This window comes from Embleya sp. NPDC055664, from assembly GCF_053618075.1.
This window is the reverse complement of record NZ_JBSHGZ010000050.1, coordinates 44202-66499: the sequence shown is the minus strand read 5'-3', so window position 1 is coordinate 66499 and position 22298 is coordinate 44202. Positions and strand designations below refer to the sequence as shown.

20 protein-coding genes are annotated in these 22298 nt (G+C 73.2%); 6 read left to right on the top strand and 14 right to left on the bottom strand.

The window, feature by feature from the left end; all coding sequences use genetic code 11:
- The first annotated feature begins 198 nt into the window (after window positions 1-198).
- The 4 genes from ACWGR4_RS44165 (at window position 199) to ACWGR4_RS44150 (ending at window position 4520) form a co-directional block, all read left to right on the top strand.
- Window positions 199-480, top strand: a complete 282-nt coding sequence (locus tag ACWGR4_RS44165) for a metal-sensitive transcriptional regulator (protein WP_078981450.1) — start codon at window positions 199-201, stop codon at window positions 478-480.
- A 148-nt stretch (window positions 481-628) separates the two neighbouring features.
- Window positions 629-901 carry a heavy-metal-associated domain-containing protein gene (locus ACWGR4_RS44160; protein WP_380011644.1) on the top strand — a complete coding sequence of 91 codons (273 nt, stop codon included), beginning with the start codon at window positions 629-631 and terminating at the stop codon, window positions 899-901.
- 163 nt (window positions 902-1064) lie between these two features.
- A complete protein-coding gene (locus ACWGR4_RS44155; protein ID WP_452134069.1) occupies window positions 1065-2063 on the top strand; it encodes a hypothetical protein in 999 nt (332 codons plus the stop codon).
- A 153-nt stretch (window positions 2064-2216) separates the two neighbouring features.
- Window positions 2217-4520 (top strand): heavy metal translocating P-type ATPase, encoded by a 2304-nt coding sequence (locus tag ACWGR4_RS44150; protein WP_452134070.1) that lies wholly within the window; start codon window positions 2217-2219, stop codon window positions 4518-4520.
- Window positions 4521-4595: 75 nt separating this feature from the next.
- On the opposite strand, the gene ACWGR4_RS44145 is transcribed toward ACWGR4_RS44150, so the two are convergent.
- The 12 genes from ACWGR4_RS44145 to ACWGR4_RS44090 form a co-directional block, all read right to left on the bottom strand.
- Window positions 4596-5549, bottom strand: a complete 954-nt coding sequence (locus ACWGR4_RS44145; protein ID WP_452133350.1) for a DUF4331 family protein — start codon at window positions 5547-5549, stop codon at window positions 4596-4598.
- Window positions 5550-5722: 173 nt separating this feature from the next.
- On the bottom strand, window positions 5723-6508 hold the full coding sequence (locus ACWGR4_RS44140) for a VOC family protein (RefSeq protein ID WP_452133351.1): 786 nt from the start codon (window positions 6506-6508) through the stop codon (window positions 5723-5725).
- A 110-nt stretch (window positions 6509-6618) separates the two neighbouring features.
- Window positions 6619-8283 carry an ABC transporter ATP-binding protein gene (locus ACWGR4_RS44135; RefSeq protein ID WP_452133352.1) on the bottom strand — a complete coding sequence of 555 codons (1665 nt, stop codon included), beginning with the start codon at window positions 8281-8283 and terminating at the stop codon, window positions 6619-6621.
- Window positions 8270-9118, bottom strand: a complete 849-nt coding sequence (locus ACWGR4_RS44130) for an ABC transporter permease (protein ID WP_452133353.1) — start codon at window positions 9116-9118, stop codon at window positions 8270-8272. Before ACWGR4_RS44130 ends, ACWGR4_RS44135 begins: the two co-directional genes overlap by 14 nt.
- Entirely contained in the window at window positions 9118-10071 is a 954-nt protein-coding gene (locus tag ACWGR4_RS44125; RefSeq protein WP_452133354.1) for an ABC transporter permease, read from the bottom strand. Before ACWGR4_RS44125 ends, ACWGR4_RS44130 begins: the two co-directional genes overlap by 1 nt.
- A complete protein-coding gene (locus ACWGR4_RS44120) occupies window positions 10068-11666 on the bottom strand; it encodes an ABC transporter substrate-binding protein (protein ID WP_452133355.1) in 1599 nt (532 codons plus the stop codon). The genes ACWGR4_RS44125 and ACWGR4_RS44120 overlap by 4 nt, the downstream gene beginning before the upstream one ends.
- Window positions 11667-11715: 49 nt before the next feature.
- The gene (locus tag ACWGR4_RS44115) at window positions 11716-12507 is read right to left on the bottom strand and encodes a class I SAM-dependent methyltransferase (RefSeq protein WP_452133356.1); all 792 of its coding nucleotides are present in this window, start codon (window positions 12505-12507) and stop codon (window positions 11716-11718) included.
- A 198-nt stretch (window positions 12508-12705) separates the two neighbouring features.
- Complete coding sequence (locus ACWGR4_RS44110) at window positions 12706-14016, bottom strand: MFS transporter (RefSeq protein ID WP_452133357.1); 1311 nt, start codon at window positions 14014-14016, stop codon at window positions 12706-12708.
- Window positions 14013-15065: an enolase C-terminal domain-like protein gene (locus ACWGR4_RS44105; protein WP_452133358.1), complete on the bottom strand. Its 1053-nt coding sequence runs from the start codon at window positions 15063-15065 to the stop codon at window positions 14013-14015. Before ACWGR4_RS44105 ends, ACWGR4_RS44110 begins: the two co-directional genes overlap by 4 nt.
- Window positions 15062-16237, bottom strand: a complete 1176-nt coding sequence (locus tag ACWGR4_RS44100) for a PLP-dependent cysteine synthase family protein (RefSeq protein ID WP_452133359.1) — start codon at window positions 16235-16237, stop codon at window positions 15062-15064. The genes ACWGR4_RS44105 and ACWGR4_RS44100 overlap by 4 nt, the downstream gene beginning before the upstream one ends.
- Window positions 16234-17175 carry a Rossmann-like domain-containing protein gene (locus ACWGR4_RS44095; RefSeq protein WP_452133360.1) on the bottom strand — a complete coding sequence of 314 codons (942 nt, stop codon included), beginning with the start codon at window positions 17173-17175 and terminating at the stop codon, window positions 16234-16236. Before ACWGR4_RS44095 ends, ACWGR4_RS44100 begins: the two co-directional genes overlap by 4 nt.
- Entirely contained in the window at window positions 17172-18461 is a 1290-nt protein-coding gene (locus ACWGR4_RS44090) for an ATP-grasp domain-containing protein (protein ID WP_452133361.1), read from the bottom strand. Before ACWGR4_RS44090 ends, ACWGR4_RS44095 begins: the two co-directional genes overlap by 4 nt.
- A 479-nt stretch (window positions 18462-18940) precedes the next feature.
- Here ACWGR4_RS44090 and ACWGR4_RS44085 point away from each other — a divergent pair, with 479 nt between their 5' ends.
- Window positions 18941-19792 (top strand): hypothetical protein, encoded by an 852-nt coding sequence (locus ACWGR4_RS44085; protein WP_452133362.1) that lies wholly within the window; start codon window positions 18941-18943, stop codon window positions 19790-19792.
- Window positions 19793-19924: 132 nt separating this feature from the next.
- Here the strand turns inward: ACWGR4_RS44085 and ACWGR4_RS44080 are convergent, their stop codons facing one another.
- A complete protein-coding gene (locus ACWGR4_RS44080; RefSeq protein ID WP_452133363.1) occupies window positions 19925-20218 on the bottom strand; it encodes a hypothetical protein in 294 nt (97 codons plus the stop codon).
- Between the two features lie 77 nt (window positions 20219-20295).
- Window positions 20296-21093 (bottom strand): methyltransferase domain-containing protein, encoded by a 798-nt coding sequence (locus ACWGR4_RS44075; RefSeq protein ID WP_452133364.1) that lies wholly within the window; start codon window positions 21091-21093, stop codon window positions 20296-20298.
- A gap of 258 nt (window positions 21094-21351) precedes the next feature.
- On the opposite strand from ACWGR4_RS44075, the gene ACWGR4_RS44070 reads away from it, so the two are divergent.
- Complete coding sequence (locus ACWGR4_RS44070; RefSeq protein ID WP_452133365.1) at window positions 21352-22224, top strand: ATP-grasp domain-containing protein; 873 nt, start codon at window positions 21352-21354, stop codon at window positions 22222-22224.
- The last annotated feature ends 74 nt before the right edge of the window (window positions 22225-22298 follow it).

Below are 22298 nucleotides of genomic sequence, written 5' to 3'. Positions count from 1 at the left end.
CCCGACCCCCCGGCCGCCCCCCGCGTCCCCCCGGTCGCCCGGGGGCGGCCGCATGTCGTGCCTCCGACGTTCGGGCCGGGCACCCGGCGTTCCGAATATTTTCATAGGGCCCGGGGGTATTCGACCGGACGAAACGATACCCTACGGGGGTACCTTGCGGTCGAGCCGAGACCGCATGCGCGACCAAGGAGGCCCGCGATGACCGGATACGACGACGGCAAAGACGCCTACCTCGCCCGCCTGAAGCGGGTGGAGGGCCAGGTCAGAGGGCTGCATCGGATGGTGGAGTCGGACGCCTACTGCATCGACGTGCTGACCCAGGTATCCGCCGTGACCAAGGCGCTCCAGGCCGTCGCCCTGGGGCTGCTGACCGATCACCTGGGGCACTGTGTGGTCCAGGCCGCCGGGCAGGGCGGCGACGCGGCCGACGCCAAGGTCCGCGAGGCCGCCGACGCGGTGGCCCGATTGGTGCGCTCCTGACGGGAGTTCCCCGCGTTCGCACCCCCCGTTCGGAAACAGGAATCCATCCCCTCGGCTTGACAACATACCCAGGGGGGGTATGTTGTAGTCGAAGCCGTCGACCGGAACACCTCCGGTGCGGCGGACCCGAGAACCAGGAGGCTTCGCCATGAGCACGACCACTTCCGTCACCTCGACCTACACCGTCACCGGCATGACCTGCGGCCACTGCGTCTCCTCGGTCAAGGCCGAGGTCGGCAAAATCGACGGCGTCACGGAGGTCGCGGTCGACCTCGCGAGCGGCAAGGTGACGGTCACCTCCGATGCGGCCCTGGCCGACACGGCCGTCGCGGCGGCGATCGACGAGGCCGGCTACGAACTGGTCGCCCCGGCGGCCGAGGCCCCCGAGGCCGGCGCGAGCTGCTGCGGCAGCTGCCACTGACCCGTCGAGGGGGCGCCGCCCGACACCGGCGCCCCCTCGTCGCCACCCGCGGCCCCGGTCGGCCACACCACCGGGCCCGCCGCACCACGGCGACCACCCGCCCCACCGTCTCGAACGCGGCGTCCGACGCGGTGTCGAACGCGCCATCGAACAGGGAGAGAGCATGAACACCGCAGTCAAGGTCGGCGCGTTCGGCGCCGGCGTGGTGCTGGCCTTCGGGGCCGCCTTCGGCATCGGCCACGCGGTCGGCCCGGTCGGCTCCGATCCCGCCCCCGCACACGGCGGCCACGGCGGCACCCAGGCGGGCCCGTCGGGCGGCGCCCGCTCCCCCGGCGCCACACCGGCCGCCGCCGAGATGCCGGGCGGCCTCCAGGTCTCCGAGCGGGGCTACACCCTGGTCGCCCCCACCGAGCCGCTGCCGGCCGGCACCACCACCGACTTCCGCTTCCGCGTCCTCGGCCCGGACGGGCAACCGTGGACGCGCTACGACCGGGCCCACGACAAGGACCTGCACCTGATCGTGGCCCGCCGCGACCTGTCCGGGTTCCAGCACGTACATCCCGTGCTCGGCGCCGACGGCACCTGGAGCGTGCCGCTGACCTTCGCGAACGCCGGCACGTACCGGATGTTCGCCGACTTCACGCCCACCGGCGACCCCGGCGGCACGCTCACCCTGGGCGCCGACGTCGTGGTGGCCGGCGACTACGTACCGGCCGCACTGCCCGCGCCGAGCCGCACCGCCGTCGTCGACGGCTACACCGTCACCCTGGCCGGCCACCTGACCACAACATCCGCACCGCTCACCCTGAACGTGAGCAAGGACGGCCGCCCCGTCACCGACCTCCAGCCCTACCTCGGCGCCTACGGCCACCTGGTCGCGCTGCGCCAGGGCGACCTGGCCTACCTCCACGTGCACCCGCAGGGCGCGCCCGGCGACGGCAAGACCCCCGCGGGCCCCGGCATCGGCTTCCACGCCCAGGCCCCCAGCGCGGGCAACTACCGCCTCTACCTGGACTTCCAACACGAGGGCAGGGTCCGCACCGCCGAGTTCACCGTCACGGTGGGCGCCGCGACCGCACCGACTCCGCCGCCCGCCCAGTCCACGCAGCCCAACCAGCCCGCCCAGCCCGCCCAGCCCGAGCACGGCGAGCACGCCCACTAGGGATGCCCGACGCCACCCTCGGCCGTGGCCGACGTTTGACGTTTTGATACCCCCCTAGGGTATAGTTCAGGCATGATCGCGGGACGGCACCGGCCGCCACCGCCCCCGGCCCCGCGACGGCCGCGCAACCACCGATCCGAACAGGAGCAGGCGATGGGTTCGACCACCGAAACCTCGACGCCACAGGACAGCGGGCAGATCGAACTGTCGATCGGCGGCATGACCTGCGCCTCGTGCGCGATGCGCATCGAGAAGCGGCTGAACAAGCTCGACGGCGTGACCGCGACGGTCAACTACGCCACCGAGAAGGCGAAGGTCAGCTACGCCGGCGAGATCGCGCCGGCCGACCTGATCGCCCAGGTCGAGGCGGCCGGATACACGGCCGAACTCCCCGCCCCTCCCGTCACCGCCGGCGGCACCGGCGAAGCCGCGCCGGAGGCGGATCCCGAGGGTGGTCGGGTCCGGGCCCTGCGCGACCGGCTGCTGATCTCCGCCGTACTGACCGTGCCGGTGATCGCGATGGCGATGGTCCCGGCGTTCCAGTTCACCAACTGGCAGTGGTTGTCCCTCGCACTGGCCTGGCCGGTCGTGGCCTACGGCGCGTGGCCGTTCCACAAGGCCGCCTGGACCAACCTGCGGCACGGCACCTCGACCATGGACACGCTCGTGTCGATGGGCACGCTGGCCGCGCTCGCCTGGTCGGTCTACGCACTGTTCTGGGGCAGCGCCGGCGAACCCGGCATGACCCACGCGTTCTCCTTCGCCATCGAACGCAGCGACGGGGCCGGAAACATCTATCTGGAGGCCGCCGCCGGGGTGACCACCTTCATCCTGGCCGGGCGCTACTTCGAGGCCCGCGCCAAGCGCCGCTCCGGCGCGGCGCTCAAGGCCCTGCTCGAACTCGGCGCCCGCGACGTGGCGGTGCTGCGAGACGGGCGCGAGGAGCGCATCCCGGTCGAACAGCTCGTCGTCGGCGACCTGTTCGTGGTCCGTCCCGGCGAGAAGATCGCCACCGACGGCGTGATCGAGCAGGGCACCTCGGCGGTCGACGCCTCGATGCTCACCGGCGAGTCGGTCCCCGTCGAGGTCGCTCCCGGCGACACCGTCACCGGCGCCACCGTCAATGCCGGCGGCCGGCTCGTGGTCCGGGCCACCCGGATCGGCGCCGACACCCAGCTCGCCCAGATGGCCCGGCTGGTCGAGGACGCGCAGAACGGCAAGGCCCAGGTGCAGCGCCTGGCCGACAAGGTCTCCGGCATCTTCGTCCCGATCGTGATCGCCCTCGCCGCCGCCACCCTCGGCTTCTGGTGGGGCACCGGCCAGGGCATCGCCGGCGCGTTCACCGCCGCCGTCGCCGTGCTGATCATCGCCTGCCCGTGCGCCCTGGGCCTGGCCACCCCGACCGCGCTGATGGTCGGCACCGGGCGCGGCGCCCAGCTGGGCATCCTGATCAAGGGCCCCGAGGTACTGGAGTCCACCCGTCGCGTCGACACCGTCGTGCTCGACAAGACCGGCACCGTCACCACCGGCCGGATGACGCTCCTGGACGTGCACCTCGCCGCCGACGAGACCGAGGCCGAGGTGCTGCGCCTGGCCGGTGCCCTGGAGAACGCTTCCGAGCACCCCATCGCCCAAGCCGTCGCCAAGGGCGCCACCGAGCGGGTCGGCGACCTGCCGGACCCGGAGGACTTCGCCAACGTCGAGGGGCTCGGCGTGCAGGGCATCGTCGAGGGCCACGCCGTTCTGGTCGGCCGCACCCGGCTGCTGACCGAGTGGGCGCTCGACCTCCCGGCGGAGCTGGAGCGGGCCATGGCCGACGCCGAGGCGCTGGGCCGTACCGCCGTCGCGGTGGCGTGGGACGGCAAGGCGCGCGCGGTGCTGGTCGTCGCCGACGCGATCAAGCCCACCTCCGCCGAGGCCATCCGCCGCTTCCGCGAGCTGGGCCTGACCCCGATCCTGCTCACCGGCGACAACACCACCGTCGCGCACACCGTCGCCGCGCAGGTCGGCATCGACCAAGAGCACGTGTTCGCCGAGGTGATGCCCAAGGACAAGGTCGACGTGGTCACCCGCCTCCAGGAGGAGGGCCGGATCGTGGCCATGGTCGGCGACGGCGTCAACGACGCAGCCGCGCTGGCCAAGGCCGACCTCGGCCTGGCCATGGGCACCGGCACCGATGTCGCCATCGAGGCCTCCGACCTCACTCTGGTGCGCGGCGATCTGCGCGCCGCCGCCGACGCCATCCGCCTCGCCCGCAAGACCCTGGGCACGATCAAGTCCAACCTGTTCTGGGCCTTCGCCTACAACGTCGCCGCCCTCCCGCTGGCCGCCTCCGGCCTGCTGAACCCGATGCTCGCCGGTGCCGCGATGGCCTTCAGCTCGGTCTTCGTGATCAGCAACAGCCTGCGGCTGCGCGGCTTCAAGGCCCTGGCCGACGACACCCACCCGACCCCGTAGTCCCGACTCGCACGCACGAACGGTCCGCCCCTCACACCACGAGGGGCGGACCGTTCGTGCGTGCGAGCGGCCGATTCAGGCGGGGTGCGGCGCGCCGAGATAGGGGAAGTCGGGCAGCAGGTCGGTGTGCGGCCCGATGTGGTCACTGGTGATCCTGCCGTTGGACAACATGGTCAGCCGGGCCGAGGTGACGTCGTCGGTGAGCGTGCGGCCGTTGGGATAGGCGGCGGGCCGGGAGCGGTCGAAGCGCAGTACGTCCGGCAGGACCGTGCGCAGCGTACGTTCCGCGTCGGCCCGCTCGTAGTGGCCGAAGTGAGCGAGTGCGGCGATCCACGCCTCGTGATAGGTGTCCCAGTCCTGCGCGGGCTCGCCGGCGTTGTAGGCGTCCTTGACGTCCTCGGCGTTGAAGTACGCGGTCAGCGAGGGATGCGCGCCCCGGTCCACCGATTCCAACCCGCCGTCCTGCCGCAGACTCACCCGGGCCCAGACCCCGATCACCGGGTCGGCGCCGAGTTCGGCGTCGGGCATCTCCAGCACGATGCCGAGCACGTTCTTGTCGGCGCCCCAGTCCACTCCGGTCCACTGGAAATCCTTGACAATGCCGTCCAGATCGGCGAAGAACGGGTCGCTGCGCAGGCCGACGGCGAAGCGGTACGGATCGGCCCGAACCACGATCGCGTCGGCGTCGCCGGCCACCGGCGCGTCGACGACGATCGGCTCGCCCGTCGCCTCGTGCGCGCGGGCCGCCGCGCCGGTCGCCCGATACACGGTGGCGGTCTGGCGTCCGTCCTTGGGCACCGAGAAGACCACGCTGAACGCCACGTCGGCCTGCAGATCGCCGTCGGTGTCGACGTTGATCCGGTACACCGCGTCCGGGTGCAAGGTCGCGCCCGCCCCGGCGATGGGGTGCACGTTCATGATCAGGACGGTGCGACCGCCGGGCCGGCAGAACACGAACAGGTCGGTGAGGTCGAGCCGGGCGTCGTCCTTGGGGGACCGCAGGTCGGGTCCGCTGAGGTGATGAGACATGCGCTCAGCGTCGGGTACGTACGCCTCGCCGGCCCGGCGGCGGCAGGCGACGCGCACCGGTGGTCACCCGTCCGGCCGCACCGTCGCGCCGCCTGCCCGACGGCACCGCCCGGCGGTACGACCGCGCGGTCCGCCCGGCGCCCGCGTGGGATGCCGGGCGGACCGTCGGGTCACTACGGTGCCGGAGCGGTCGCGTTGATCACCGCGAACGCGCCGCCCTGCGGGTCCGTGACCACGGCCATCCGGCCGGCCATCATGTCGAACGGCGGCTTGAGCACGTTGCCGCCGGCCCGGACCAGCGCGTCGACGACGCTGTCGGTGTCGTCGACGGAGAAGTAGGTCAGCCAGTGCGACGGCGTGCCCGGCGGCAGCTGGTCGAGCCCCTGCATCCCGCCGACCACCCGCCCATCCGCGCTCAGCGAGTAGTAGCCCTCGGCCCCCTCCATCGGCTCGGCCTCCAGACCGAGCGCGGCCTTGCCGAACTTCGCCGCAGCGCCCGTATCGCTGGTGTTCAGCTCGCTCCAGATCACCGAACCGGGCTCGTTGACCACCTGCGCCCCGCCGAAGTCCCGCGCTTGCCACAGACCGAACACCGCGCCGGTGGGATCGGCGGCGACGCACATCCGGCCCAGGGTCATCACGTCCATCGCGGGCATCATCACCGTGCCGCCGGACTTGGCGATCTTCTCCTGGGAGGCGTCCACGTCGGCGGTGGCCAGGTAGGTGGTCCAGGCCGTCGGCGGGGTCGGTCCGCCGTCGGGGGACATCGCCTTCATGATGCCCGCGACGGCCTTGCCGTTGAGCGTGCAGACCGCGTATCCACCGGTCTCCGGCGGGCCCACCTCGCCCTGCCAGCCGAACAGGTCGCGGTAGAAGTCGAGCGCGGCCTGCTGGTCGGGCACCATCAGGTCGACCCAGCAGGGTGTGCCGGGCTTATAGGGACTGGTTACCTCGGGCATGACGGAACCTCCAGAGAAGAACGACGCCCCCGAACCCGTCGTCACTCGCCATCGTGGGCAGCCCCCATCGGGCCGCCACCGACGCGCCGGTACCCGCCGGACCACGTCCGTCAACCTCCGGTCGGGCCACGTCGCTCACCCGCCCGGCCCGGGACGGGTTCGACGCGGTCGCCGTCGTTCACCCCGGGCCGATCCGCAGGGGGGTCGGGAACGTCCCTACCGGCCGGGTCGCCGAAGTCGTCTCCCCCGCTCCATGACACGGCACCGCCGGCCGCGCGGACCAGCCTGCGGGTGAACGTGTGTCGAGGGTCGGTCAGGATCCGTCCCGCCGGGCCCTCTTCCACCAGCCGGCCCGCGTCCAGGACCGCGATCCGGTCCGCGAGCCGGGCCGCCGCCGCCAGGTCGTGGGTGATGAACACCAGGGACAGGCCGCTATGTTCCCGGGAACGGGCGAGCAGGTCCAGCAGCTCCGCCCGGGCCGCGCCATCCAGGCCCGAGGTGATCTCGTCGCAGACCAGCACACCGGGTCGGGCAAGCAGGGCTCGGGCCAACGCGGCACGCTGCAACTCGCCCCCGGACAGCGCGCCCGGTCGGCGCTCCGCCACGGGCGCGGCCAGGCCGAGTTCGGCCAGCGTGTCGAGCGCCTGCGTCCGAGCCGCGTCCGGGTGCACACCGCGCAGCCGTACGGCCGTCCGGGCCACCTGGTCCAGAACCGGCCGGCCCTCGTCGAACGAGGCCCGCGCATCCTGGAACACGTATTGCACGGCCGCCAGTTGGTCGGTGGTACGACCACGCAGCGAGCGGGGCAACGTCGTCCCGTCGAACCGGATCCGCCCGCGGTATCCACTGTGCAGGCCGGCGAGGCAGCGGCCCAGTGTCGTTTTGCCGCTGCCCGAACGGCCCACCAGGGCAAGGCATTCGCCGGGTGCCACGGACAGGCTCACCCGGTCCAGGACGGTCACCCGGCGCCGCACGCCCGCCGGGTATCCGGCCGTGAGGTCCCGAGCTTCCAGCCGAACGGCGGTGGTGGGGTCGGGGCCGTCGTCCGCGGCCGGCCCTCGGGGCCGAACCTCCACCCGCTCGGGCGCCGGCAGCACCCGCGCCGTCGGCCCGAATGCGACCGGCCGCCCGTGCGCCAACAGCACCACCTCGTCCGCGAGTCGGCGCACCACGTCGAGGTCGTGGCTGAGCAACAACACCGCGATCCCCTCTCCGGCCAGGGCAGCCAGCCGCGCCACGACACCCTGCTTGGTCAGCGCGTCCTGCCCCGTGGTCGGCTCGTCGGCGACCACGACCCGCGCACCGAGCAACAACGCCTGGGCCACCACGACGCGTTGCTGCTGCCCGCCGGAGAGCTGATGCGGGAAACGCCGCACGACCTCCTCGGGGTGCTCGATCCGCGCCGCCCGCAACGCCTCGTCCACCGCGGCCCGGTGCGACCCTCGGCCGCCCGCGCCCACCCGCGCCCGCGCTCGCGCGATGTCCCGCAACAACACGCCGACCCGACGCACCGGGTTGAGCACCGCGCCGGGATGTTGCGGGACGTACCCGACCGCTCCCCCGCCCACCACCCGTACCTCGCCCGTCACCCGGGCGCCGAGCGGGAATTCGCCGAGCAGGGCCAGCGCGGTGGTGGTCTTGCCGCTGCCCGACGGCCCCACCAGCGCGGTGATCCGCCCGGCACGCAGCGTCAGATCCACCCCGTCCACGATCGCCCGACCACCCACCGCAACCCGCAACCCGCGCACGAATGCCACGGGTTCAGCGTCGCTCATCGGCCCTCCCCCGCCCGGCCGTCGGCGTCCGCAACGCCGTGTCGAACGCCAGGTTCGTGCCCATCGACAGCGCCACGATCAGGCCCGCCGGTACCACCACGGCCCACGGTTGCAGGAACAGGCCGGGCCGGTTGCGGTCCACCATCACCGCCCAGTCGGCGGCGTCCGGGGCCACACCCACGCCCAGGAACGCGGCGGTCGCCACCAGGTACAGCGCACTGGCGAGCCGGGTCCCCGCGTCGGCGGCCAGCGTGCGCCGGATCGACCGCAGCGGATAGCCGACCGTGATCCGCCACCAGGACTCGCCCTGCATCCGCAACGCCTCGACGGCGGGCCGCGCCGCCACCTCGGTGCCCGCCGCGGCCACCACCCGCGCGGCGTCCGGCATCGCCACCAGAGCGATCACCGGCACCAGTTCGGCCGGCCCCGGCCGAAACAGCGCGGCCACGAGCAGCACGACGAGCAGCGACGGTATCGCGATCAGCACGTCCAGCGGCCGCATCAGCACCTCGGCCACCCACCCGCGCCGCGTCGCCGCGGCGGCCAGCCCGAGCGGCACCGCCACCAGATAGGCCAGGACCGTCGCGGCCACCGCCACCAACACCACCGATCGCCCGCCGAGCAACACCTGCCGCCAGACGTCGCGCCCGGCGAAGTCGGTGCCCAGCCAATGCCCTTCCCCGGCGCTGAACGACACCGCGCGCGGCTGCACGGGCCCCGCGAACCACGGCCCGATCAACGCGATCACCAGCGGCAGCCCGATCAACGCGAGCGCCACCGCATACCGCCGACCACCACCGTCGCCCCAACTCGATTTCCCCAAACGTGAGTTCACTACGCCGCCACCTCCACGCGCGGCGCCAGCCGCAGCGTCACGAGGTCGGCGACAAGGTTGACCGAAACGGTCACCACACCGAACACCAGCGCCAGCCCCTGGATCACCGGGATGTCGCGCGCCGCGACCGCGTCCACCAGTACGGTGCCGAGCCCGGGGATCACGAACAGCGCCTCCACCACAATCACGCCACCCAGCAACCAGTCGCAGGTGCGGGCCAGTTGCTGGCTCGCGGGGGCAAGGGCGTTCGGCAGCGCATGCGTCCGGCACACCCGGGCACCGGACAGACCCAGCCGCCGCGCGTGCGCCACGTACGGCGACGCCATCGCGTCGATCATGCCCGCACGCACCAGCCGGGCGATCGTGCACACCGGCCGGGACAGCAGCACCACCACCGGCAGCACCAACACGGCCGGACGGCCGAGCAGATCACCGTCGGTACCCACCGCCGTCGGCGGCAACCACCGCAGTTCCAGCGCGAACAGCGTGATCAGCAACACCCCGAGGGCGAACTCCGGAACCGCGTGCACCGCCGACGTCAGCGCACTGAGCAGGCGATCCACCGGACCGCCCTCGCGCCGCGCGGCAAGCACCCCCAGACCCACCGACAGCGGCACGAGCAGCACGACCGTGACCCCGGCCAGTATCAGGGTGGGGCCGAACCCGTCGGCGAGCAGGTCGGCGACCGACCGGCCCGAGACCAGCGAGGTGCCCAGGTCGCCGTGCGCCAGACGCTCGATCCAGGCGGCCAACCGTCCGCCGACCGAACGATCCAGGCCCATCGACTCCCGGATCCGCGCGATCCGCTCGGGGTCGGGCTGGTCGCCCGCCAGGGCCACCGCCGCGTCCCCCGGGAGCGCCTCGGTCAACGCGAAGATCAACAGCACCACGGCCGCGATCTGGACCGGGCCGAGCAGCAGTCGGCGTGCCGGACGGCCACGATCCGCGCTCACCCGAGCCAGACCTTGTCGAACCGGGCCCAATCCAGCGTATTGGCGGGCGCGTTCGTCGCCACGCCGCGCACCCGGTTCGCGGTGGCCACAATCCAGTCCGCGAAGCCCCAGATCAAAAACCCGCCCTCGTCGTGGAGTCGGCGCTGCATACGCTCGTACAGCGCGGTGCGCAACGCCTCGTCGGGGGTGGACTGGATCTGCCGATACAGTTCGTCGAAGTCCCGGTCCCGCCAGTGTGTCGCGTTGGTGGTGGATCCGGTCAACAACCGCTGGGAGACGTGCGATTCGATCGGCATCGCCCCCGAGCGGTAGGACGCGAGCGTGCCGGAGGTGAGGATGTCCTTCCAGTAGGTGTCCTTGTTGCCGATCCGCACCTGAACGGTGACCCCGGCCTTCGCCGCCTGTTCCTTGAAGATCCCGGCGGCCTCGACGAATCCGGTGGCGGCGGGCGCGGTGTCCAGGGTGACGGTCAGACCTTCGGCGCCGGCCTCGCGCAGCAGCGCCCGGGCCCGGGCCAGGTCCTGGGTGCGCTGCGGCAGGCTCGCCGCGTAGTAGCGATATCCCTTGCCGAAAAGGTCGTTGCCCACCTCCCCGGCGCCGGACAGTGCCCCGTCCACGAGTTCCCGACGGTCGGCGATCAGGCAGAACGCCTGCCGGACCCGCCGGTCGTCGAACGGCGGCCGATCGGTCTTCATCACGAAGCCCTGCATCGCGCTGTTCCGCAACCGCAACACGGTGATCCGGCCCCGGCCCTCGTGCACCCGCGCGGTGGCCGGGTTCAACTCGTGCGCGTACTCGACCTGCCCGCCAAGGAGCGCGTTGGTCCGCGCGGACTCCTCGCCCGCGATCACGAACTCCAGTTCGTCCAGGTGCGGACCGCCGTCCCAGTAGCCGTCGTTGCGTCGCAGCAGCAGCGAACTCCCGGGCTTGAACGACCCGAACACGAACGGCCCCGATCCCACCGGCCGCTCGAAGGAGTCCGCGCCGGTCGGCACGATGTAGGCGCCGAAAGCCGCAAGCACGTTGGGGAATTCGGCGTAGGGCAGCTTGAGCCGGAACTCCACCGTGGCCGGGTCGATCACCCGACTCGCGGCCTGGTCGATCGACTCCAGCGCGGCCTTGGCCCGAAACGCCCGTGCGGGGTCGGCGATCCGGCGAAAGCTGTACAGCACGTCCTCGGCGGTCACGGGCCGGCCGTCGTGGAAGGTCGCCGGACGCAGCCGTACCCGCCAGGTGTCCAGCGTCGCGTTCGGCTCCCACCCGGCGGCGAGCCGGGGTACCGGGGCCAGGTCCGCGCCGTAGTCGGCGAGCTTGTCGAACAGCGCCTTGGCCCGGGCCACGTCGACGAACAGATTGGCCAGGTGCGGATCCAGCGTCTCGTTGGCACCGCCGCCCGGGAAGGCCGCCCGCAGTCGCCCGCCGCGCCTGAGCGTTGCCTCGCCCGGCGTACCGGCGTGCGGCCCGGGCTCGGCCGTGCCGCCGGCGCAGCCCACCGCCAGGGTCAGCGCGGCAACGCCCCCGGCGGTCAGGAAGGCCCGGCGGGAGGTACCGGCGCGGGATGCGCCGAGGGGTATGCGGGGGTGGATCCGGCTCATGGGTCGTTCTCTCCGTGTCGGCGGTGATGGTGGGCGGGGTGATGCCGGGTCAGCGGCGGCGGGCGACCACGTGCAGGCGGTCGCCGTGCCCGGTCGCGGCGGGCGGGGCGCCCTCGATCCAGGGCGGGTCGGTACGCGGTCCCGGGTGGTCGTAGAGGTCGAGCACGTCGAAGCCTGCGACGTCGAGGAAGTAGCCCAGCTCGCGGGGGAACAACAGCCGCCACGCGGAGAGTTGCGTCCGGGCCGGCGCTCCGTCGTCCGACGTCCATTCCCGGCGTCGGCGCAGCAGTTGGGCGCCGTGGTCGACCCACAGGGTGGTGCGCGAGGTGTAGGTGACCCCGGCGTGCACGACGGTATCGGTCCGGGGTTCGGTTTCGGTCCGGGCGCCCTCGGCGCCCTGGAGGAAATAGGCGCCGTTGCGCAGCTCGGCCACGAACAGCCCGCCGGGCACGAGGTGTTCCCGACAACGATCGAAGAACGCCGCGAGGTCGGTGTTCTCGTGGCAGTACAGCAGCGCGCTGTCCAGGCAGACCACGGCGTCGAAGACACGTCCGAGGTCGAAGTCGCGCATGTCGGCGAGGCGGTAGTCCGGGCCGGGGTGGTGGGTGCGGGCGTGGCGCACCATCGCCGCCGAGGTGTCGATGCCGACCACCTCGCGGGCGGCGTGCGCGTGCAACCAGGCCGCGTCCCGCCCGGTGCCGCACCCCACGTCCAGCACACGCGGCCCGCCGCCGTGGCGCCGCAGGGTCGCGTCGGTCCACCGGGCGGCGCGCCGGCCGGGGTCGGGGAAGCGGCGTTCGTAGAGTTCGGGGGTATCGGTCAGGAGATTGCGGGTACTCACGTCGGTTCGCTCTCGGCTTCGTACGGGTCGCGGGCGCTCATCGGGGCGAGTTCTCGGGCGTGCGGCGGTAACAGGTGCTCACGACAAACTCTCGGCCGTGCAGCCGGCATGGGTGCTCGTCGCGGCAAGCTCTCAGCCGCGCAGCCGGCACGGGTGCTCATCACGACAAGCTCCCGACCGCGCAACCGGCACGGGTGCTCATCGGGACTCGCTCTCGGCCCTGGGGTGGTCGGAGGTACGCGACGCCGCGGCGGGCTCGACGGCACCGGTCCCGGGCGCGGTCGACGGCAGCGTCCCACCCCGGCGCAGCCACCCCACCGCCGAGGCCGAGACCAGGCCCAGGAGCGCGCAGCAGGCCCACGGCAACCACGCCCGGCCACCGTCCGCGCCCGCGTCCATCGCCCAGCCGATCCCGGCGTTGCCGGCCGCCGCCGCGATGCCGGACGCCGCGTAGAACAGCCCGAAGCAGGTGCCGGTCAATCGGTCCGGGCCGAAGGCGGGGACCAGTTCGAGCACGAACGGCTGGGCGATCATCACACCCAGATGCAGCAGCAGGGCGGCGGCGATCAGCGGCACCATCCGCACCACCGCGTCCCAGGTCCCGTCCGGGCCGGCGCCGCCGGCGACCACCATCGGGGGCAGAAAGGCCAGTCCCGTCACGGCCGTTCCGATCGTGATCCACCGGGTACGGTCCCCGCGCGCTTGGAGGAAGCGGGTGATCCGCAGTTGCAGCAGCAGGTTCGCGACCGTCCCGGTGAGGAACAGCAGCCCGACGGCGGCCTCCTGGCCGGTCGCGTGCCGAACACCGTCCGGGAGCAGCAGATACAGCTGCGTCTCCAGGCCGTACAACCCGGCCATCGCGATCGAGAACGCCACGAAGGCTCGGTTGCCCAGGACTTCGCGCCAGTCGGCCAAAACCGAACGCTCCGGCGCGGGCACCGGGCGCGCCGGCAGGACGAGCGCCTGGGCGATCGTCAGCGCCGCGAACAGCACGGCCGCGGTCAGTGCGGCGGCGGTGAAGTCGACCAGGAGCAGCAGGCTGCCGAGCAGCGGGCCGACCAGGGCGCCGGTGGTGGCGAAGACATTGAACAGGGCGAACGCCTCGGCCCGGCGCGGCCCCGCCTCGCGGGCGAGGTAGGTGCGCACCGCGGGGTTGAACAGCGCCCCGGCCAGTCCGCTGAGCAGCGCGGCGGCAAGCAGCACCGGGAGTCCGTCGCCCAGCGCGAACAACCCGAATCCCACGGCGCGCAGCGCACACCCGGCGATGATCACGCCGCGTGCGCCGAGCCGGTCGGCGGCGGAGCCGCCGAGGATGAACAGGCCCTGCTGCGCGAGGTTGCGCACGCCCAGGACGATGCCGACGACGGCGGCGGACATCCCCAGGTCGTCGGTGAGGTGGGTGGCCAGATACGGGATCAGCAGGTAGAAGCCGATGTTCACGCCCAGCTGGTTGACCAGCAACAACCGCACCGCGAGCGGGAATTCGGCCACCGCGCGAAGTGTCCTCATCGGGCGGCCCCGATCGTGCGCCGCACACCCAGCCCGGGCGCGTGTCCGGCGGCACGCACCGTGCCGTCGCTACCGCCGATGCCGGTCCACGGATCGTGCGCGAGCAGCAGATGCCCGTCCAAGTCGACCCAGCGGGCCCGGTCGACGAGGTGTACGGCGGGCGCGATGCCGAGCGAACTGCCGGTCAGACAGCCGAACATGACCTCGGTACCGCTGCCGCGCAGATCCTCGACGATCCGCGACGCCGCACGCAAACCGCCACATTCGGCGAGTTTGAGGTTGACCCCGGGAATCCGTCCGGCCAGCCGCAGCACATCCTCGCGGGTGATGGCGTCCTCGTCGGCGATCACCGGGATCGGCGCGTGCCGAGCGATCCGCGCCAGCACCTCGGGCCGCCCGGCGGCGATCGGCTGCTCCACCGCCTCGACCCCGAGGAGGGCGAAGCGCGGCAGCAGTTCCATGGTCTGCGCCTCGCTCCACGCACCGTTGGGATCGAGCAGCAGCCGGGCGTGCGGCACCGCGTCGCGCACGGCCGCGACCCGGGCCAGATCGTGCGCCGGATCGGGTGCACCGGCCTTCACCTTGAGCACGGTGAACCCGAGTCCGGCCAATCGTGTCGCCGCACCGGCCGCGTGCTCGATCCCGCCCAGCCCGATGGTCCGGGCGGTCACCGCCGCCGGCGCCCGTTCGGCGCCGAGCAGCCGATGTACGGGCTGCCCGGCGCGCTTACCCATAAGGTCGAGCAACGCCGCGTCGAGCGCGGCCCGCACCCCGAGCGGCAGCCCGCTCGCTCCGCTGCCGGCCAACTCCCGCGAAGCGCTCTCCGGTTCGCCGAACCGCCCCAGCCACGGCCGCGCCACGCGCGCCAGCGCCGCCCCGATGTCATCGGCCGACAGTCCGAGCCGAGTGCTGCCAAGCGCCTCACCCCACCCGCGTGCCCCTTCGTGCTCGACACACACCCAGACGGCGTCCCGCCCGGCCATCACCGACCGCGAAATGCGCAACGGCTCACCCAGTTCGAGCCGGGTGGTCTGCCACGTGAGCCTCATGCGGACCCCGTTATGGAGGTCTGGGGCATGCTCGCGACGCGGGGCGCGGGCGTGGCGGGCGACGCGGGCGCGTGTTCCCCCGCCGACGGCCCCGGGCCGCCCGGCGTGCGCGCGACCGTGCGACAGCGCGCCCAGCCGCCGACCTCGACGATCCCGGGGTCCAGGATCTCCACCGGGTGGGTGGGCACGTGAGCGCCGTCCAGGCCGTGCGCGGCGCAGAAGGCGTCGTCGTAGACGGTGCCCAGGTACCGGTGCGGGCCGTCCGGGAAGATGGTGGCCACGGTCGTACCGGGGTGGACCCGGGCCGCCCACGCGGCGACCAGGGCGACCGCGCCGGTGCTCCAGCCGCCGCTGACGAAGCTGCCCCGGGCCAGCCGGCGGCATGCGTCGACGGCGGCGGCCGGGCCGACCCAGTGCACCTCGTCGAACGCGTGGTGCGCGACGTTGCGCGGCCGGATACTGCTGCCGAGCCCGCGCATCAGGCGTGGTCGGGCGGGCTGGCCGAAGATGGTCGAGCCGACCGAGTCGACGCCGATCACGGTCAGCGCCGGCCAGCGCCGACGCAGTGGCCCGATCAGCCCGGCGCTGTGCCCGCCGGTGCCCACGCTGCACACCAGGATGTCCACGTGGTCGAGCTGGTCGGCGAGTTCGGTCGCCATCGACGCGTAGCCCGCCGGGTTGTCGGGGTTGTTGTACTGGTCCGGCCAGTAGGCGCCGGGCGTGCCGCGCAGGATCTCGCGCAACCGGGCGAGCCGGGCGGCCTGCCAGCCGCCGACCGCCGCCGGATGTTCCACCAGGTCCAATTCGGCGCCGTGCGCGCGCAACAACTGCCGCATGGACGGTTCGAGTTCGCGGTCGCCGACGAGCCGGACCGGATGGCCGAGCGCCTGTCCGGCGAAGGCCAGACCGATGCCCAGTGTGCCCGAGGTGGACTCGACCACGAGTGCGCCCGGGCGCAGTTCGCCGCGTCGGCGGGCGCCGCGCAACATCGATACGGCGGCGCGGGCCTTCATGCCGCCCGCGCTCAGGTATTCGAGCTTGGCCCAGAATCCCGGGTGCGGGCAGGGCAGTTCGGTGCCGACGCGGACCACGGGGGTGCGGCCGAGCAGGGCCAGCAGGTCGGGATTGGCGCCGGTGGAACCGACGGCGCGCGGAAGCGGGAGGGTATTCACGCGGCACCTCCGGATCGGTGCGCCGCGCTCGTACGTTCGGGCCGGTGCGCCGCGCTCGGCTCTCCGGGTCGGTGTGCCGCGCCCGGGTCGCCGGGCCGGTACGCCGCGCTCGACCCGCCGTAGCGGTAGACCACACCGGGTCCGCCGTCCAGCCAGAAGAACGGATAGGGCTCGGCGCACACCGCGCTCACCCCCGCGCCCAGGAAGTGCGGCAGGATCGCGCTGCCGGTCTGGGCGAACATCACCAGCGGCTTGCCGGTGCTCGCGGCATGTGCGCGCAGCGGCTCGAAGGTGTCGTTGCCCAGCGTCATGCCGGAGGCCAGGATCGCGTCGCAGCCGTCCAGTTCGGCCTCGGCGTCACGGTGGATCGGCTCGCCCCATTCGGTACGCCCACCCTCGAAGTCGCACGGCACGCAGCCGATCCCGAGCGTACGCAGCCGCTCCAACAGCGAGTTGACCACGCCCACGACCAGCACCGTGCGTACCCGCGCCAGGGGCAGCAGCTCGACCACGGCCCGGGCCCGGGCCCGCGACTTGGTCAGCGAACTCCCGGCCGGCAGCGGGTACGCCCGGGCACCGTGCTCGGGGCCATGCGGGCAGGCCCGCATCAGGTAGGCGTCCAGGGCGGCGATCCGGACCGGCGCGAGCGGATGCGCCAGCAGGTCGGCCACGCGGGCCCCGACGCATTCGTCGATGGTGTCGGCGGGCAGCGTGCCCGGCTCGGCGGCACACGAGCCGACCGCCGCACCCAATCGCACGCTCAGCACCTCGTTGCGGTAGCCGGTGGTGCGTTCCGCGTGCCGGACGGCCTGCACGGTGCGGAAGGCGGTACTCACCCGCTCCTGGTTCGGGTCGGCCCCGAACTCCCCGGCGCGGACCCGGACGAGCAGATCGTCGAGGGCGCCCGGGGGGCCGGGCACGGATCGCGGCCGGCTCACCCGGTCACCGCCGACACGGCCGCGTAGCGGGGGCGCAGCCGACCCAGCATGCGCTCGGCCGACTCCCGCGCGCCGGCGCCCCGGGAGGCGGTCAGCACGTGGCCCAGATACTCGTTGTTGCTGGTCGCGGCCCGTACCGCCCGCCCCGGTTCGGCCAGGGTCAGCTCGACCACGCCCGGCTCGCCGCGTACCGCGTCGGCGCCGTCGATACCGGCGAGCGTGCCCGTCCCGTCGGCCGACAGGTCGCGTTCGTCCGGCAGCAGCAGGCCGATGGCCGCACTGCGCACGCCGGTCTCCCGCACCGCGAGGTCGGGACGTCGGCCGAGCGCGACATCGACACAGGCCACGACCAGGTCGACGCCGGTGACGTGCCGGACCAGTTCGGTGATGCGATTGCCCGCCGGCCTGGGGTTGACCTCGATCGTGCGCGGCCCGTCGGGGGTGAGCCGGATCTCGGTATGCGCCACGACGTGGTCCAGGCCCAGCGCCTCGACCGCGCGTACGGCGGTGTCCGCGGCGGCCCGCGTGTGGTCCGGCCCCAGTGCGGCCGGGAACATGTGTCCGGTCTCGACGAACGTCGGCTCGGCGCCCAGGCTCTTGTCGGTGACGCCGACCACGTGGGTGTGCCCCGCCCGGGTGACCGTCTCGACACTGACCTCGGGCCCGGTGAGGTATTCCTCGATCAGCACCACCGGGGCCCGGCGCTGGCCGCGCGCGTTCACCGTGAGGTCCGTGATCGCCCGCTGTGCGCGGGCCAGTTCGACCTCGTCGTGGACGACACGCACCAACATCCCGGCGCACAGGTCCACCGGCTTGACCACGACGGGGTAGCCGATCTCGCGCGCCGCGGCACGCGCCCGCGCCCGGTCCGCGCACAGCGCGAAGCGCGGGCCTGGCACGTCCGCCTCGGCCAGGCGCAGTCGGGTCAGATCCTTGCGGCAGGCCGCCTCCACCGCATCCGGCGCGGGAGCGGGCAGGCCGAGCCGGGCGGCGATCCGCGCCGTGGCCGGCAGGTAGTAGTCGCACGCGGACAACACCCCGTCGAACGCGAACACCTCGTGCAGTCGTTCGACGGCGGCCGGCAGTTCCGCCGCGTCGTTGGTCTCGGTCGTGACGATGTTGCGCGCGGACAGCAGCGGATGCGGCGCCGCGCCGGGCGTCGCGCGCAGGTAGTGGTGCAGGTCCCGGGTGAGGAACGTGAACTCGTGTCCGGCCTCGTGGATCGCCCGGGGCAACAACCCGCTCATCGCCCCGACCCAACTTTCGACAACCAACAGATGACCCACCGAACTCCCTCTCCGACCGCGGCGACGGCTCTCTCGCAGAGCATCGATCCGCCGTGACCGTATCGGGAATGGTTTTCATTTTCAATACAACATCAACGAGAGCCGCAGTCCGTACCCGCCGCACCCATCCGCGCCGGCCCGCCACCGCGCCGCCACCGTCCCGAAACCACACCCGAACCGCGCTCGGCAGCACATCGGCACTGCCGAATCCGGGCTTCGACCCCGCCCCGAAACCCCCGAACCCGGTTTCCCATGTCACAACCCGTCCGCAACACCGCACGCAGAGCGGCCGATCCAAGCTTTCTTCGGGCAATTCCGCACGCGGAAACGTGTTTTGGTGCATGTCACGCGCGGAACGGGCGATCATGGACCCAGCGCGGGTGGGATGCCCCCGCCCGCCGAAGGGGAACAACGTGGTCCGGTCCGCCGGATCGCGACTGCCCCGACCCGATTGCCGAACCACGAAAAGGAGTCGCCGGATGGTCGCATCGTCGGTTGACGAACTGAGAGTTGCATTGGAAAAGGAGGCCACGGAACTGGCCGGGCAACGGGACCGGCTGCAAGAGGAACTGGCCGTGGTCGAGGCCCAGTTGGCCGCTCGGCTGAGCGCGGTGGAACAACTGGCGCTGATCCGCCCGCTGACCGCGTCGGCGCCGGCCCCGGCCGAGGAGGCCGCGGCGGAGCCGGTCGCCGAAGCCGCGGTCGCCCCGGCGCCCGAGGCCGAACCCGTGTCCGAGGCCGAACCCGCCGTGGAGGCCGCGCCCGAGGCCGAGGCCACCGCCTCGCCCGAGCCGGTCGTCGAGGCAGCACCCGAACCGGCCGCTCCGGAGACCCCGGCGGCGACCGTTCCGGCCCCGCGCCGCAAGAAGCAGGCGGTCGCGGCGGTGGCGGAGCAGACGCGGATACAGTCCGCCTCCGCCCGCAAGGCTCCGGCCGGCAAGCCCGCGGCCAGGAAGTCCACCCGCACCAAGGCCGGCGCCGCGGCGAAGGCGACCGCCGCCAAACCGGCCACCGCCAAGCCGAGCGCCACCAAGCGGACCACCACCAAGGCGGGCACCGCGACCAAGGCCGCCAAGGCCAAGGCCACGGAAGCGCCCGCTCCCGCGGCGGCGCCGGCGGCCCGTCCGGTCCGTTCCCACCTGCGCGACGAAATCGCCGCGCTGTTGGCGGGCACCGGCGAGCCGATGAACGTGCGTCAGCTCACCGAGGCCCTGGGCGAGGTCGCCACCAAGAGCCGCATGGAGAGCGTGCGCACCTCGACCGAGGGTCTGGTCAAGGCCGGACGCGCGGTCAAGACCGGTCGCGGCCTGTTCACCGGCCCCGCGGCCTGAACCACCCCGGGTCCGCCCGGTTCTCCGGACGATCGCCGGCTCGACGACCCACCTCGACACCACCGGGGCCACGTCGAGCCGGCGGTCTCCGTCCCGGCCGAAGACCGGCCCGCCGACGGACCCGCCCCGCGCCTACCGCACCCGACGCAGCCAGGGCCGCCACCACGACCCACGCCGACGCGCGTCCGTACCCACCGGATTCGCCGGCGCCGCCGGCTCCGGCCGCGTCGCCCGCCACCGGGCGACGGCCTCCTCCTCGTCGAACGGCCGAAGGCCCAGCACCGGCCCGGGCGGCGGCATCCGCAACGCGGCGACGATCTTGGTATTGATCTCCGTCACCATGCGCCGGACCTCACGCTCCGAGCGGGCCCGCTCGATCGCCGCCAGCTCCTCCTCCGCACGACGACGTCGGTTCCCCTCCAGCATGCCGCACCCACCCCACCGACCGGGCGGCGGCGGATCGGCGGCGGGCCACACCCCCGACCCCGCCGTCGACCCCGAGGTCACCAGCCGCAGGAGCACACCTTCGGCTTGTCGGCCCGAACGATCGCCGACCGCATCCCGTCGGTGATCTCGTGCGAGGGCTCGACGGTGATCCGGATGAACCCGGCCGCCCGCAGCCCGGCCCGATACTCGCTCGCCGCCAACGCGCCGGCCAGACACCCGGCGAACGACCCGCGCGTGATCTGCTCCTCGATCGTCAACCCCTCGCCGGCCACCACGTCACACACGGCGAACCGGCCGCCGGGGCGCAGCACCCGAAATGCCTCGGCGAACACCGCGCCCTTGTCCACCGCCAGACTGATCACACAGTTCGAGATCACCACGTCGACCGTCGCGGCCGGCAGCGGCACCGCCTCGATCGAGCCCTTCAGGAACTCGACGTTGTCCACCCCGGCGCGCCGCGCGTTCGCCCCGGCCAACTCCAGCATCTCGTCCAACAGATCGAGCCCGTACACCCGCCCCTTCGGCCCCACCAGACGGGCCGAAAGCAGTACGTCGATGCCGCCGCCCGAGCCGAGATCGAGCACCCGCTCGCCCTCGACCAGGTCCGCCGCCGCGGCCGGATTGCCGCACCCCAGGCTCGCGGCCGACGCCGCCCCGGGCAGCCACCGCAACTCCTCCGCGCGATACCGCCCCGCCCCGAACCCCCGACCGACCCCGACCCCACTGCCGTCACAGCAGGATTCGCTGGTCACACTGCCCCCGGCCAGCACGGCGCTCGCCGCCGCCACATAGGTCGCGTGCACCCCGGCACGCACATCGTCCATGGTTTCGTCTGCCACGGTGTCCTCGCTCATCCACGGTCCCACCCCCGACCCCGACCGGTCGGCGGTGGCAGTCTGGGGGCATTCGCGGGTGCAATCGCACCATGTCGGCCAATGGACGGCTATCGTTCGCCCGAAGGTCATCAACACCCGACGACCCGCCCGAACAAGCCACGCCCGCGAACCCGGGTCGGCGCGAGACGCGGCCCGCTCGCGGGCGGGCCCTGAGATGATCCGCCGACCCGGTGTTCCCGCGCGGCCACGGCGTGTCCACCGCCCTCGGAGGTATCCATGTCGGTCACGATCCGCGTGGCGCCGGCCACCTCGGGCCCGGGCCTCCGGCTGGACGCGGACATGCCGCCGCTGGTGGCCGCCCTGCGCTCGCACGGCGTCGACGCCGAGGCGGTGTCCTGGGATCGCGCCGACGTGGACTGGTCGGCGTACGACGCCGTGGTGATCCGGTCCACGTGGGGCTACTGCGAGCGGCCGGTGTCCTATCTGGCCTGGGTGGACGCGGTCGAGGCGGTGACCCGGCTGGACAATCCGGCGCCGGTGCGCTGGAACACCGACAAGCGGTATCTGCGCGAACTCGCCGCGCACGGCGTCCCGGTGGTGCCGACGCGCTTCGTCGCCCCCGGCGAGCGGGCGATCCTGCCCGAACACGGCCACTTCGTGATCAAGCCCACCGTCTCCTCCGGCGCCCGGGACAGCGCCCGCCACGCCGCCCCGGAGCGCCACGACGCGGCGGCCCGCCACATCGCCGCGCTACACGCCGGCAGCGAGACCGCGATGGTACAGCCGTACCTGTCCCGGATCGACGAGGGCGAACGGGCGCTGGTCTTCCTCGGCGGCACGTTCGGCCACGCCATGCGCAAGGGGCCGGTCCTGACCGAGGTCGGCGTCCTCGACAACGACCGCCACCCGCATCCGGGTCTGGCCCCGTACACCCCGACCGCCGCCGAGCTCGACCTGGCCGTCGCGGCGTTGTCCGTGGTCCCGGTCGCACATCCGCTGCTCTACGCCCGCGTCGACGTGGCCCTGGCCGACGACGGCTCGCCGGTGGTGATGGAACTCGAACTCGTCGAGCCCAACCTGTTCCTCGCCGACAACCCCGCCGCCCTGCACCGCCTCGCCGAGCTGATCCGCGCCCGCGCCGTCGACTGAACTCCGCGCGCCGCCAGGGCGGAACGCCGAAGGGCCCGGGTCGGAGACACTCCGACCCGGGCCCGGGCTGCCGG

What these genes read in the sequence shown, in the direction of transcription:
- ACWGR4_RS44070 (WP_452133365.1), top strand. Translation starts at nt 21,352, where the DNA reads ATGTCGGTCACGATCCGCGTGGCGCCGGCCACCTCGGGCCCGGGCCTC.
- ACWGR4_RS44135 (WP_452133352.1), bottom strand. Translation starts at nt 8,283, where the DNA reads ATGAGCGACGCTGAACCCGTGGCATTCGTGCGCGGGTTGCGGGTTGCG.
- ACWGR4_RS44110 (WP_452133357.1), bottom strand. Translation starts at nt 14,016, where the DNA reads ATGAGGACACTTCGCGCGGTGGCCGAATTCCCGCTCGCGGTGCGGTTG.
- ACWGR4_RS44140 (WP_452133351.1), bottom strand. Translation starts at nt 6,508, where the DNA reads ATGCCCGAGGTAACCAGTCCCTATAAGCCCGGCACACCCTGCTGGGTC.
- ACWGR4_RS44150 (WP_452134070.1), top strand. Translation starts at nt 2,217, where the DNA reads ATGGGTTCGACCACCGAAACCTCGACGCCACAGGACAGCGGGCAGATC.
- ACWGR4_RS44165 (WP_078981450.1), top strand. Translation starts at nt 199, where the DNA reads ATGACCGGATACGACGACGGCAAAGACGCCTACCTCGCCCGCCTGAAG.
- ACWGR4_RS44145 (WP_452133350.1), bottom strand. Translation starts at nt 5,549, where the DNA reads ATGTCTCATCACCTCAGCGGACCCGACCTGCGGTCCCCCAAGGACGAC.
- ACWGR4_RS44085 (WP_452133362.1), top strand. Translation starts at nt 18,941, where the DNA reads ATGGTCGCATCGTCGGTTGACGAACTGAGAGTTGCATTGGAAAAGGAG.
- ACWGR4_RS44155 (WP_452134069.1), top strand. Translation starts at nt 1,065, where the DNA reads ATGAACACCGCAGTCAAGGTCGGCGCGTTCGGCGCCGGCGTGGTGCTG.
- ACWGR4_RS44120 (WP_452133355.1), bottom strand. Translation starts at nt 11,666, where the DNA reads ATGAGCCGGATCCACCCCCGCATACCCCTCGGCGCATCCCGCGCCGGT.
- ACWGR4_RS44105 (WP_452133358.1), bottom strand. Translation starts at nt 15,065, where the DNA reads ATGAGGCTCACGTGGCAGACCACCCGGCTCGAACTGGGTGAGCCGTTG.
- ACWGR4_RS44080 (WP_452133363.1), bottom strand. Translation starts at nt 20,218, where the DNA reads ATGCTGGAGGGGAACCGACGTCGTCGTGCGGAGGAGGAGCTGGCGGCG.
- ACWGR4_RS44075 (WP_452133364.1), bottom strand. Translation starts at nt 21,093, where the DNA reads ATGAGCGAGGACACCGTGGCAGACGAAACCATGGACGATGTGCGTGCC.
- ACWGR4_RS44160 (WP_380011644.1), top strand. Translation starts at nt 629, where the DNA reads ATGAGCACGACCACTTCCGTCACCTCGACCTACACCGTCACCGGCATG.